Origin of the sequence: Nonomuraea sp. NPDC005650 (assembly GCF_040605375.1) — a bacterium.
Lineage (GTDB): Bacteria > Actinomycetota > Actinomycetes > Streptosporangiales > Streptosporangiaceae > Nonomuraea.
The window spans coordinates 164124-176522 of record NZ_JBEXCR010000007.1 but is presented as its reverse complement, the minus strand read 5'-3'; the positions used below and the strand labels follow the sequence as shown (position 1 = coordinate 176522).

11 protein-coding genes are annotated in these 12399 nt (G+C 68.6%); 5 read left to right on the top strand and 6 right to left on the bottom strand.

Annotation, left to right across the window (positions count from 1 at the left end):
• Window positions 1–75: 75 nt before the first annotated feature.
• From ABZS69_RS14195 to ABZS69_RS14185, 3 genes are read right to left on the bottom strand one after another with little or no spacing between them, the layout of a single operon-like run.
• Complete coding sequence (locus ABZS69_RS14195) at window positions 76–522, bottom strand: PTS glucose transporter subunit IIA (protein ID WP_355371083.1); 447 nt, start codon at window positions 520–522, stop codon at window positions 76–78.
• Window positions 523–532: 10 nt separating this feature from the next.
• Window positions 533–769 carry a PTS glucose/sucrose transporter subunit IIB gene (locus tag ABZS69_RS14190; RefSeq protein WP_185071009.1) on the bottom strand — a complete coding sequence of 79 codons (237 nt, stop codon included), beginning with the start codon at window positions 767–769 and terminating at the stop codon, window positions 533–535.
• 33 nt (window positions 770–802) lie between these two features.
• On the bottom strand, window positions 803–1837 hold the full coding sequence (locus ABZS69_RS14185) for an SIS domain-containing protein (RefSeq protein WP_355371080.1): 1035 nt from the start codon (window positions 1835–1837) through the stop codon (window positions 803–805).
• A 125-nt stretch (window positions 1838–1962) separates the two neighbouring features.
• Between ABZS69_RS14185 and ABZS69_RS14180 the strand changes: the two genes are divergently transcribed.
• The 3 genes from ABZS69_RS14180 (at window position 1963) to ABZS69_RS14170 (ending at window position 5112) form a co-directional block, all read left to right on the top strand.
• Window positions 1963–2703 carry a GntR family transcriptional regulator gene (locus ABZS69_RS14180; RefSeq protein WP_355371076.1) on the top strand — a complete coding sequence of 247 codons (741 nt, stop codon included), beginning with the start codon at window positions 1963–1965 and terminating at the stop codon, window positions 2701–2703.
• 28 nt (window positions 2704–2731) lie between these two features.
• Entirely contained in the window at window positions 2732–4045 is a 1314-nt protein-coding gene (locus ABZS69_RS14175; protein WP_355371074.1) for a PTS transporter subunit EIIC, read from the top strand.
• Between the two features lie 614 nt (window positions 4046–4659).
• On the top strand, window positions 4660–5112 hold the full coding sequence (locus ABZS69_RS14170) for an Rv3235 family protein (RefSeq protein WP_355371071.1): 453 nt from the start codon (window positions 4660–4662) through the stop codon (window positions 5110–5112).
• 61 nt (window positions 5113–5173) lie between these two features.
• Here the strand turns inward: ABZS69_RS14170 and secA are convergent, their stop codons facing one another.
• On the bottom strand, window positions 5174–7963 hold the full coding sequence (gene secA / locus ABZS69_RS14165; RefSeq protein ID WP_355371068.1) for a preprotein translocase subunit SecA: 2790 nt from the start codon (window positions 7961–7963) through the stop codon (window positions 5174–5176).
• A 223-nt stretch (window positions 7964–8186) separates the two neighbouring features.
• Here secA and ABZS69_RS14160 point away from each other — a divergent pair, with 223 nt between their 5' ends.
• Together ABZS69_RS14160 and ABZS69_RS14155 are read left to right on the top strand one after the other, a co-directional pair.
• The gene (locus ABZS69_RS14160) at window positions 8187–8447 is read left to right on the top strand and encodes an HGxxPAAW family protein (RefSeq protein WP_355371066.1); all 261 of its coding nucleotides are present in this window, start codon (window positions 8187–8189) and stop codon (window positions 8445–8447) included.
• An 814-nt stretch (window positions 8448–9261) separates the two neighbouring features.
• A complete protein-coding gene (locus ABZS69_RS14155) occupies window positions 9262–10452 on the top strand; it encodes a crosslink repair DNA glycosylase YcaQ family protein (RefSeq protein WP_355371064.1) in 1191 nt (396 codons plus the stop codon).
• 370 nt (window positions 10453–10822) lie between these two features.
• Here ABZS69_RS14155 and ABZS69_RS14150 read toward each other — a convergent pair whose 3' ends face one another.
• Both ABZS69_RS14150 and raiA read right to left on the bottom strand, forming a co-directional pair.
• Window positions 10823–11521 (bottom strand): response regulator transcription factor, encoded by a 699-nt coding sequence (locus ABZS69_RS14150; RefSeq protein WP_355371061.1) that lies wholly within the window; start codon window positions 11519–11521, stop codon window positions 10823–10825.
• A gap of 172 nt (window positions 11522–11693) precedes the next feature.
• Complete coding sequence (gene raiA / locus ABZS69_RS14145) at window positions 11694–12350, bottom strand: ribosome-associated translation inhibitor RaiA (RefSeq protein ID WP_355371059.1); 657 nt, start codon at window positions 12348–12350, stop codon at window positions 11694–11696.
• Between the last annotated feature and the right edge of the window lie 49 nt (window positions 12351–12399).

Sequence of the window (12399 nt, the reverse complement as noted above, 5' to 3'; positions counted from 1 at the left end):
GGTCCAGACCAGCTGGACCCTTGCGCGATGGCGCGTATACATTCTGCCGTCTCCCCGAACCCGCTCGTTCCGGAGCTATTCCCAGCGGAACAGCTCGTCTCCTGCGTGAACTGCCCCCTCCGCGACCTCGGTCACGGACTCCGACAGGGCGTCGAGCGCGACGACCGGGCAGACCGGCGAGCGTCCGCCCGCCTCGACGACCGCCGGGTCCCAGGCCACGACGGGCTGCCCGGCGCTCACCCGGTCGCCCTCGGCGGCCAGGAGCTCGAACCCCTGACCTTTGAGCTGGACCGTGTCGATGCCCAGATGCACCAGCACGCCCCTGCCGTCGTCTCCGACGATGACGTACGCGTGCGGATGCAGTTTCATGATTTTTCCAGCTATGGGGGCAACGGCCTTCCCCGGCCCGCGCAGCGGGTCGATCGCCGCCCCCGGCCCGACCAGACCGGCGGAGAACACCGGGTCGGGCACGGCGGCCAGCCCCACAGCCGCCCCCTCGACCGGGGCGAGAACAGTCGTCATGATCTCGCCCTTAGCCGATGATGTCCTCGATGTCGCTGGCGATGGTGTCCGCCTCCGGCCCCACGACGACCTGGACCACGTTCCCCGCGGCCATCACGCCGTGCGCGCCCGCCGCCCTGAGGGCGGCCTGATCGACCTTGGACGCGTCGTGCACCTCGGTGCGCAACCGGGTGATGCAGGGCTCTATCTCGATGATGTTGTCGGCCCCGCCCAAACCGGCGATGATCGCGTTCGCGTCAGCCGCCATCCGGCCCTCCCTAGGCTCTTGTGACCAGGCTAATCAGTCGGTCTGGGTGACCTTGTTCAGCCCGCGCGGCGCGTCGGGGTCGATGCCGAGCCTGCGGGCCAGCGCCTCGGTGAGCAGCTGCCCGGGCACGATCAACCCCATCGGCGCCACCCATTCGGGCAGGTCGGGGCCGTTCAGCGCGGCGGTGCCCGCCTGCGCGAGCGCGTCGCCGCCGCCGATCGTGAACGCCGCCGCGCCCGCGGCCACCACCCGCTCGGCCAGCGCGACCGTACCGGGCAGGGTCGGGCTGTTCTCGGCGGCGACCAGCAGCGCCGGGGTGTCGGCGTCGACCACGGCGATGGGGCCGTGCAGCAGGTCGGCGTAGGACAGGCCCATGGCGTGCAGGTAGCAGGCCTCCTTGAGCTTCAGCGCCGTCTCCAGCGCCGTCGAGAACGCCAGCCCGCGCCCGGACACGACCACGCCCGGCTTGTCCAGCAGGCCCTCGACCACGGCCTCCAGGTCGCCCGGGTCGGTGATCAGCTTCTCCACCGCGTCGGGCACCCGCCGCAGCTCCGCCGCGTCCACGTCGGCGCCCAGCCCCAGCGCGAGCACGGCCAGCGCCGCCAGCTGCGTCGTGTACGTCTTGGTCGCCGGAACGGCCTTCTCCTCCCCGGCGACCGTGCACAGGGCCACGTCGGCGGCCTGCGCGAGGGGGCTGTCCGCGCCCCCGTTCGTGATGCCGACGGTCCTGGCGCCGCAGTCCTTGGCCCAGGCCAGCGTCTCGACGATCTCCTCGGTGCGCCCCGACTGCGAGATGGCGACCGCCAGCACCCCGTCCAGGTCCAGCTTGCGCTTGTACGTCGTGGCGATGGAGGGCGCGGCCAGCGCGCACAGACGGCCCGCGTGTGATTCGACCAGGTATCGCCCATAAACTGCAGCATTGTCAGAGGTACCGCGCGCGATGAACAGCAGCTGGCGAGCCTGCTCGCCCACTGCTCTCACCTCGTCGACCCTCGGCAGCAGGGAGTCCAGGGTGGCCCGCAGCGCGGCCGGCTGCTCCGCGATCTCGCTGCGCATCTTCGTGGTCATCTCGGGCTCTTTCCTTGATCGACTTCGACGCGGACTTGACCGTCTTTCGCGACATGTGGTCTAGTCCGGACTAGACCAGTACGAACCATAGCCCATAGCCATGGCTGCGATCGAGGGGAGGATCCGTGGCGCACATCGATCCGGACAGCCCGGTGCCCAAGTATTTCCAGCTCCGCGAGATCCTGTTGGACCTCATCGACAGCGACGAGCTCAGCATCGGGGCGGCCATCCCGTCCGAGCGCGAGCTCTGCCAGCGCTTCGGCCTGTCCAGGATGACCGTACGCCAGGCGGTCGACCACCTCGTGTCCGAGGGCCGCCTGCACCGGGTGCCCGGCAAGGGGACGTTCGTCGCCCGGCCCAAGATCGAGCTGGCGCTGCAGCTGACGTCGTTCACCGACGACATGAGGGCGCGGGGCATGATCCCGGGCTCGCGCGACCTCGATCGCCGGATCGTGCGGGCCAGCGCGCACCTCGCCAAGGAGCTGGGGATCCAGCCGGGCGAGGAGGTGCACTTCATCGAGCGGTTGCGCACCGCCGACGGCGAGCCGCTGTCCATCGAACGGGCACACATCCCGGTCAAGCTCGCCCCCGACCTGGGCTCCCACGAGTTGTCGGAAAAATCACTTTATGAGCTTCTGGAGAGCCGCTACGGCCTGGTCATGGACGCCGGCGAGCTCACCATCGACGGCGGCATCGCCGACCCGAGCGACGCGGACCTGCTGAAGCTCCCGCGCGGCGGCGCCGTACTGCTGCTGCAGCGCAGGTCGTTCGCCGGCGGTGTCTGTGCGGAGCTGGGCGTGTCCACGTATCGTGCGGACCGTTACCAGTTGCGCACCATCCTGGAAATGCCCGTAAGACGGGGCTGAGGCCTCACCCGGCTCGGAGGAACGCCCGGTGAACGAGACCACCGCCGCCCGGCCTTCGCCGTTCGCTCGCGTGATGACCGTGCTCCAGCGGCTGGGCCGCTCCCTCATGCTGCCCATCGCCGCCCTGCCCGCGGCCGCCCTGCTGCTGCGCTTCGGCCAGCCCGACATGCTCGGCTCCAACGGCGCCGAGCCGGGCGGCCTGGCGGACGTGGCCGGGTTCGCCTGGATGAACCAGGTCGCCGAGGTGCTGGCCGCGGCCGGCGCGGCGCTGTTCGAGAACCTGCCGCTGCTGTTCGCCGTGGGAGTGGCCATCGGCTTCGCCCGCAAGGCCGACGGCTCCACCGCCCTGGCCGCCGTGGTCGGCTACCTGGTCTTCGACCGGGTGACCAAGGTGATGTTCTTCGGCTCCGACATCCGGGACACCGTCCTCATCAGGGAGGCCCAGCCCCAGGGCATCAAGGAGATCATCAACTACGGCATGCAGAACCCGACCAAGGTCCTCGGCGGCATCGTCATGGGCCTGGTCGCCGCCATGCTCTGGCAGCGCTTCCACCGCATCAAACTGCCGTCCTGGCTGGCCTTCTTCGGCGGGCGCCGGTTCGTCCCCATCATCACCTCCATCGTGGCCCTGCTCATCGGCGTGGTCTTCGGCTGGCTCTGGCCGGTGATCGGCGAGTGGATCCGCCACGCCGGCGAGGCCCTGGCCGCCATCGGCCCGATCGGCACCGGCATCTACGGCCTGATCAACCGCCTCCTCATCCCCCTCGGCCTGCACCACTTCGTCAACTCCGTCGTCTGGTACGTGGTGCCGCAGTGCGAAGTGGGCGGCCGCGTACTCGGCGGGGACTGGAACTGCTACTTCGGCGGCGCCCCGCACTCCGGCCAGTTCATGGCCGGCTTCTTCCCCATCATGATGTTCGCCCTGCCCGCCGCCGCCCTCGCCATGTGGCGCGCGGCCCCACCCCACCGCCGCGCCACGGTGGGCGGCATCATGCTGTCGGCCGCCCTGGCGTCGTTCGTCACGGGCATCACGGAGCCGATCGAGTTCGCCTTCATCTTCGTGGCCCCGCTGCTGCTGGTGGTGCACGCCCTCCTGACCGGCCTGGCCATGGCCCTGACCACGCTGATCGGCGGCCAACTGGGCTTCGGCTTCTCCGCCGGCCTGCTCGACATGCTCCTGAACGCCAGCAAGTCGAACACTGAGAATCTGCCCGGGATCCTGATATTGGGGGTCGTTTACGGCGTGGTCTACTACGCCGTCTTCACCTTCCTCATCCGAAAACTCAACATCATGACCCCGGGCCGCGAACCAGAACCAGACGTCGACTCCGGCGAAACCTAACCTCACTCCAACACCCGACGCCCCACAGGCAAGCCCCTCACCCCCGACCACCCCACGGGGTATGCCCCCGCCCACCCAGTAGCCCCACGAGTAATCCGCACGCCCCAGCCACCCCACGGGCAATCCCACACACCTCGGCCACCCCACCACGGGTGCGCCCCCGCGCGCCCCAGTGCCTCCCCGCACGCCCCGGCCACCCAACGGGCGACCCGCACGCCGCCCTATGAGACGCACAGCGCGCCAAAGCACCGCCACGCCGCGCCCCAAGCACCCCACCCCCACCCGCACCCCAAAGCGCCGCATCGGCGAGAAGCCCCGCAGGCGAGCCCGGCGCCGATCAACGGCGCGAGCCCAACCGTGCCCACAATTAAGGGACGACTACAAAGCCAGAAAAAGCATGCCCCGAAAGGTTTGGGCCACCCTCAACCCAACAAATCACGCCCGGAACACCCCACCACCCCCACCCCAGGGGGATCCAACTTCCAGAAATCTTCTCCATCAAAGACGGTCAAACCCATCCGCCCAAGGGAGAAGTTGGCGGCATTTGTATTCTTAGCCCAGACCGAAAACTCCTTATAGCGATTCTTTCTTCGCTCAAAGAATTTGGAGGATGCGTGTCAACAACCCCCCGCATCGGCGTCACCCCCACCCCCGAACCCCCGTACGACGAAGACCAGCCCACCCCGGAAATCGCGACCCCGGAAAACCACGGCGCCCTGGCCCTCGACCCGCACCCCCTCGTATGGGGCCCGCCCGGAGCCATCCCCGATGAGCGCAAGTTGCGCCACCTGGGTCAGGCGCTGGCCGAGGTCCTCGCGGGCCGCCGCCCGCCGGAGACAGTGGCCGACAGGCTCACCGCCCGCGCCTACCGTGAGCTGGTCCAGGCGGGACAGATGATCCACACCAGCCGCCCGCCGTTCGCCGGCAGCGTGCACGTCAAGGAGCCGAGGGAGGGCGCGGTGGAGATGTGCCTGCTGTTGCACTGCGGCGACCGCAATCGCGTTCTGGCGATACGCCTCGAACGGAGAGGCACCCAATGGCTCTGCACAGACTTCGAAACAGCGTAGAAAAGCGAAAAGCGGCGGAAAAAGAGAGACCCCCACCAGGAGGTGGGGGTCTCAGAAAGCGTCAGGCCGCGTTCTTGGGATCGCCGTGGCAGCGCTTGTACTTCTTGCCCGACCCGCACGGGCACGGCGCGTTGCGCTCCACGTTTCCGTAGGCGGCGCGCTCCGCCGAAGTGGTGCGGACGCGGGTGTGCTCGACCTCGCCCTGCTCGCCGGGCGCCGTGTACTCGAGCTCGGCCGGGCGATCAGGCCCGCGCAGCCCGCGCGCGATGATCGAGCGGGTCTCCGCGAGAACCGCGTCCTCCTCCTCGACGATCGGGTTCTCCTGCACCTCGACCTCAAGGTTGAACAGGAACCCGACCGAGTCCTCCTTGATGCCCTCGAGCATCGCGGCGAACATCTCGAAGCCCTCGCGGGCGTACTCGATCTTGGGGTCCTTCTGCGCGTAGGCCCGCATGCCGATGCCCTCGCGCAGGTAGTCCATCTCGTACAGGTGCTCGCGCCACTTGCGGTCGAGGACCGAGAGGATCACGCGGCGCTCCAGGTCGCGCGTGGTCTCGGGGCCGAACTCCTCCTCGCGCCTGGCGTACGCCTCGAGCGCGTCGGCCTTGACCTTCTCGGAGATGAGCTCGGCGGACAGCTCTTCGCGGCTGCCGGCCTCCTCGACGAGGTCCTCGATCCTGACCGAGACCGGGTAGAGCTCCCCGAACGCCTTCCACAGCTTGTCGAGGTCCCACTCCTCCGCGAAGCCCTCGGAGGTGGCGCCCTGTACGTAGCCTTCGATCACCTCGCCGATGAAGCCGCGCACCTGCTCGTGCAGGTCGGCGCCCTCAAGCACGCGGTGGCGCTCGGCGTAGATGACCTTGCGCTGGCGGTCCATGACCTCGTCGTACTTCAGAACTTCCTTGCGGATCTCGAAGTTCTGCTGCTCGACCTGGTGCTGGGCGGAGGCGATGGCCTTGGAGACGATGCCCGACTCGATCGGCTGGTCGTCGGGGATCTGCAGCCTGGTCATGATCATCTCGACCCTGGCCGAGTTGAACAGGCGCATGAGGTCGTCGCCGAGCGACAGGTAGAACCGGGACTCACCCGGGTCGCCCTGACGGCCGGAGCGGCCGCGGAGCTGGTTGTCGATGCGGCGCGACTCGTGGCGCTCGGTGCCGAGGACGTAGAGGCCGCCGAGCGAGGTGACCTCGTCGTGCTCGGCCTTGACCGCCGCCCTGGCCTTCTCCAGCGCCTCGGGGTAGGCCTTCTCGTACTCCTCCGGCGTCTCGACCGGGTCGAGGCCGCGCTGGCGCAGCTCGAGGTCGGCGCGGAACTCGGAGTTGCCGCCGAGCATGATGTCGGTGCCTCGACCGGCCATGTTGGTGGCGACGGTGACCGCGCCCTTGCGCCCGGCCTCGGCGATGATCGACGCCTCACGCGCGTGGTTCTTCGCGTTGAGCACCTCGTGCTGCACTCCGCGGCGCTTGAGCGCCTTGGACAGCCGCTCGGACTTCGCCACCGAGGTCGTGCCGACGAGCACCGGCTGCCCGGCCTCGAAGCGCTCCTTGATGTCCTGGACCACCGCGTCGAACTTGGCGTCCTCGGTCTTGTAGACCACGTCCGCCTGGTCCTTGCGGACCATCGGCCGGTTGGTCGGGATCGGGACGACACCCAGCTTGTACGTCTGGTGGAACTCGTTGGCCTCGGTGGCGGCCGTACCGGTCATTCCGCTCAGCTTGGAGTAGAGGCGGAAGTAGTTCTGCAGGGTGACCGTGGCGAGAGTCTGGTTCTCGTCCTTGATCTTCACGCTCTCCTTGGCCTCGATGGCCTGGTGCATGCCCTCGTTGTAGCGGCGGCCGTGCAGGATGCGGCCGGTGAACTCGTCGACGATCAGGACCTCGCCGTCGGTGACGATGTAGTCCTTGTCCTTCTTGAACAGCTCCTTGGCCTTGAGCGCGTTGTTCAGGAAGCCGACGAGGTGGGTGTGCTCGGGCTTGTAGAGGTTGTCGATGCCGAGCCAGTCCTCGACCTTCTCGACACCGGCCTCCAGGATGCCGACCGTGCGCTTCTTCTCGTCGACGATGTAGTCGCCGGTGCTCTCCTCGCCCGGGTTCTTCGCCTCGACGCCCCTGCGCAGGCGGGGCACGATCTTGGCGAACTCGTTGTACCACTTGCCCGACTGCTCGCCGGGGCCGGAGATGATCAGCGGCGTACGGGCCTCGTCGATCAGGATGGAGTCGACCTCGTCGACGATCGCGAAGTTGTGGCCGCGCTGCGCGCACTCCTCGAGCGACCACGCCATGTTGTCGCGCAGGTAGTCGAAGCCGAACTCGTTGTTGGTGCCGTACGTGATGTCGGCCTCGTACTGCTTGCGACGTTCGTCGGGCTGCTGGCCGGCGACGATGCAACCGACCTGGAGACCCAGGAAGCGGTGGATACGCCCCATGTTGTCCGCGTCACGCTTGGCCAGGTAGTCGTTGACCGTGATGACGTGGACGCCCTTGCCGGAGATCGCGTTGAGGTACGCCGGAAGCGTACAGGTGAGGGTCTTGCCCTCACCGGTCTTCATCTCCGAGATGTTGCCCATATGGAGGTTGGCGCCGCCCATGATCTGCACGTCGTAGGGCCGCTGACCGAGCACGCGGCGGGCCGCCTCGCGCACGGTCGCGAACGCCTCGGGAAGCAGATCGTCGAGCGATTCACCGTCTGCATGGCGCTGCTTGAACTCATCCGTCAGCGCACGCAACTCCGCGTCGGACAGGCTCGTGAAGTCGTCCTCGATGGAGTTGACCTGGTCTGCGATCCGCTTGAGCTTGCGCAGGATCTTACCTTCGCCGGCACGTAGGATCTTGTCGAGAATGGCTGCCACTTTATGTAAAGCTCCTCGCAGGTCTACCCCGGCGGCGCCGCCAGGAGGAGAGGCCGAGACAAACTTCCCCGTTGACATCGTAGGCGGTTCCGCAACCAGACACAGCCACCGTGATGATGAGGGCGCCACACTCGTCTGGGAGAATGGGTCAAGGCAGAGGGTATGCCGGTTGAGAGCCGGCTCGCACCATTAAGCGCGATAACCGGCAAAGGAAGGATTAGTCATGGTTGAGGGGAAGAAGTCGGGGCATTCGGAGGAGCTCGGCAGCCACGCCGGGCGGGCGTCGTCGTGGCTGGCGGTGACGGTGATGCTCGTGGGCACGGTGGTGGCCGGCTTCGGCCTCACGGCCGCCAACTGGACGCTCGTCTGGGTCGGCGCCGGAGTGTTCGTCGTGGGCGGCGTCCTGGCTCTCGTCTTCGATATCTTCACCGATGTCGTGATCGACGCGCCGCGCGTGGGCATGCACGCCGAAGATCACCGCTGACGCACGCTTCACCGGGCGGGCGCCCGCCCCACGGGCGGCCCGCCGGCTCCCATCTCCCGCGCTATTCACGCCGTACGCCGAGCGCCTCGACGATGGCGAACGCGGCAAACGTAATAGACGAGCACAATCCCCGTAATGCCAAGCCCGCTGCGCGTGTCGGGCAAGGACGAACACCCCGGGTCACACCCGCACCGGACGACCTCGTCCCGGCCGACCAGGGGGTGCCAGGCAGGCCCCGGGTTAGGCGCGCGCCGGCCGCCGCGCCAAGCGAGCGGCTGGGGCTCACCCCCACCGCGGACGTACCTCGCCCCGGCCGACCACGGAGTGACGGGCAGCCCCTGGCTCACTCGGTCGCCGGACGAACCTTGGCCACACCCCGCCAAGCACCCCGCCCCGAACCACGCGCGTGGGCCCCCATCACTGGCGCACGACACCCCAGTGCCGACGATCGGCTGGCGCGACACCGCAGGCAGGTGGGGCGCAGACATGCGGTGCCAGCTGGCAGGCGCGCGCGGACAACCGACGTCGGCAGGCGAGCCAGGTGGCATTAAGGAGCCGGCGAGTGCAAGGGCGCCAATAAGCCAAACCGGGCACAGGCGGCACTGGCGCCAGGGGCCGGGGCGAGCGGTGGGCCGGGCGCAGGCGACGCTGGCGCCCGGAGGCCGGGATGAGCGGCTGGCCGAGTGCGGATGGCGGGCCGGGTGTGAGCGGCGCTGGCGCACGAAGGTCGGGGGCGAGCGGCCGGGTGCGGACGGGGTTTTGTCGGTGGGCGTCGCTAGATTGCTCGCATGCATCGCCGTACGCAATCGCAGACATGACCGGCACCACCGATCTGACCCCCGATGAGGCGCGCCGGATCATCCTCCGCTCCCAGGGCTTGATCGGCGCCGACGCGCGCAAGGGTGGGGCGCATGCGATGCTGCGCAGGCTGGGCGCCGTGCAGCTCGACACGATCTCGGTCCTCGCCCGCTCCCACGAGTTGGTCGCCTACGCCCGCCTGGGCGCGGTGGACAGGCCAAGCATCGAGCGGGCCTACTGGCACAACCCCGCCCAGAGCTTCGAATACTGGTGTCACGCCGCCTGCATCCTGCCCATCGAGCACTGGCCGCTCTACTCGTTCCGGCGCCAGGCGTACCGCAAGCGGCGCTACCGCTGGCACGAGGTGCCCGACGGCGTGGACAAGCTGCTCGAGCAGGTTCGTGAGCAGGGCCCGCTGACGACCTCCGACGTCGGCGGCGCCAAGAACGGCGGCCCGTGGTGGGACTGGTCCGACTCCAAGATCGGCCTGGAGTGGCTGCTCGACATCGGCGAGCTGGTCTGCACCCGCCGCGTCGGCTGGCGGCGCGTCTACGACCTGGCCGAGCGCGTGGTCCCCGCCGACCTCCTGGCCGATGACCTCTCCGACGAGGAGTGCGTCGTACGCCTGGCCTCCGTCGCGGGCCGGTCCCTGGGCGTGGCCAACAGGACCGACCTGATCGACTTCCTCCGCCTCAAGGGCGAGTACGCCACCATGCTCGACGAGGCCCTGCGCAGCGGCGCGGCGGGCCTGGTGCCGGTGACGGTCGCGGGCTGGCCGGGCAAGACGGGCTCCCCCAACGCCTGGGCGGACCCGGTGGCGCTGGCGTCAGAGCCGCGCGGGCGTCACCGCACGACGCTGCTGTCGCCGTTCGACTCCCTCATCTGGCACCGCGGCCGCACCGAGCGCGTCTTCGGCTTCCGGTACACGCTTGAGCTGTACGTCCCCAAGCACAAGCGGGTCCACGGCTACTTCACGATGCCCGTGCTGGCGGGGGGCCGGCTGATCGGCCGCGTCGATCCGGCCCGCGAGGGCAGCACGCTGGTGATCCGGCAGCTTCACCTGGAGCCGGGCCTGTCGCCCGCCAGGTGGGCCGACGCCCTGGCGGACGCCGTGTGGTCGGCGGCGGAGTGGGTGGGCTGCGACGCCGTACGCGTCGAACGGACCGATCCGCCCGAGCTCGCCGCCATCCTGAGCACGGCCCGGTGAGCATCTCCGGTGCCCCTGGGGTAACGCCTGAGCCTGCGGTAAAGCCGGTGGAGCCGCCTGTAGCCGGACGCCCGATGCGCGGGATGCCCAAGCGCCGCTTGATGCCTTCCGACGAGACCTTCACGCGCCGTCCGATGGCCCTCAGGCAACACCCCGACGGCCCACCCGGTGAACGCCCAGCCCCGCCGCCGTTCTGGTGGAGGCCCAGTGCGACGGTGTCAGGGTGGGCGGGCAGCGGTGACTGGCTGCGCCACCGGCCGTCCAGGCAGTAGAGGCTCTGGAGCGGGCGGTGTGCCCGGCGTGGCCTGGCCGCCGGAGCTCGGGAAGCCCCTTGGAGGTGGCGCGGCCTGGCCGGTGTGGGTTCGGCGGGCTAGGTGATTTCCAGCATGCGCTCCCGCACCGCGTACACCACGGCCTCCATCCTCGAGTGCAGTTGCAGCTTGTCGAGGATGTTGCGCACGTGGTTCTTCACGGTGTTCTCGGAGATGAACAGCTGCTTGGCGATCTCGCGGTTGTTCATCCCCTTGGCCACCAGCCGCAGGACCTCCATCTCGCGGTCGGTCAGGCGGGGGACGGGGAGCTGGGGAGGGCGCTCGGACTCCTTGCGGCTCATGTTCTGGAATTCGCTGATGAGCTTGGCGGCCATCGCCGGGTTGATTAAGGACTGGCCCTCGTGCACGCCGCGCACCGCGGCCGGCACGTCGTTGATCTGGACGTCCTTGAGCAGATAGCCGGTGGCGCCCGCCTTGATGGCTTCGAAGAGGTCTTCCTCCTCGTCGCTCACCGTCAGCATGATGACGCGGGTGCTCGGGACCGAGGCTTTGATGCCCTTCGTGGCCTCGATCCCGTCCTGCCGCGGCATGCGCACGTCCATGAGCGCGATGTCGGGCATGAGGCGGTTCGCCAATTCGACCGCCTCCTGCCCGTCGCTCGCTTCGCCGACCACCTCGATGTCGGGCTCAGCGGCCAGTGCGAGAGCCAGGCTTCGCCGGATCAGCTCGTGATCGTCAACGATCAGCACGCGAATCGGCTCGCTCGCCGACGTGCGGACCTCGCCGGACTCGGTCACGAGGCCTCCTTGATCCGCCTCGCGACAGCCTTTGCCTCGCTTCGCTCGCTCACCTGAACCTGACTGAGCTCGCTCACGTCTCCTCCTCGTCGGGGGGCCAGAGCCGTTGAACCGCAATGATGGCACGGGTACCGCGGTTCTCGGGTGGTCGAGAAGATCTTTTAGCGCGCGATCATGGCTCTACGAGCCGCAACACGCCGTAGTTGTAGCCGCGTCTGTTGTAGACGACGCACGGCTGGCCGCTCTCCTTGTCACGGAACAGGTAGAAGTCGTGCCCGACCAGCTCCATCTCGAGGAGGGCCTGGTCGATGGTCATGGGTTCCGCTTTGTGGAACTTCTCTCGGACGATGAGCGGCCCTTCGCCGTCCATCTCGATCGGGACGATGTCGTCGTAGCGCTGGTCACGCTGGACCTGCTCGTCCTCGTCGGCCTCGCTGGGGACGGTGGCCGCCCGCGGGGTCAGGTCGGCGACGTCGGGGAGCGTCGCGGTGATCTCCGCCACAGAGGGCGGGCAGTGGTTGCCGTGGTGGACCTTGCGCCGGTCGGCCAGCCGCCTGAGGCGGCCTTCCAGCTTGTCGAGGGCCATGTCGAGGGCTGCGAACCGGTCGTCGGCCGAGGCTTCGGCGCGGATGGCCGGTCCTCGAGAGTGAATGGTGAGCTCGACGCGCTCGCGCTGGTCGGCGAGGCGTGGATTGCGTTCTTTCGACACCTCCACGTCGACTCGGATGAGTTTGTTGTCCAGACGTTCGATCCTGGCCAGCTTGGTCGTCACTTGGTCACGGAACCGATCACTCACTCCTGTGTGCCGGCCCTTGACGATGATGTCCATGCAACAGCCCCCCTTCGGTCTAGCGACTGAGCAAGAGCGCCCGACGACG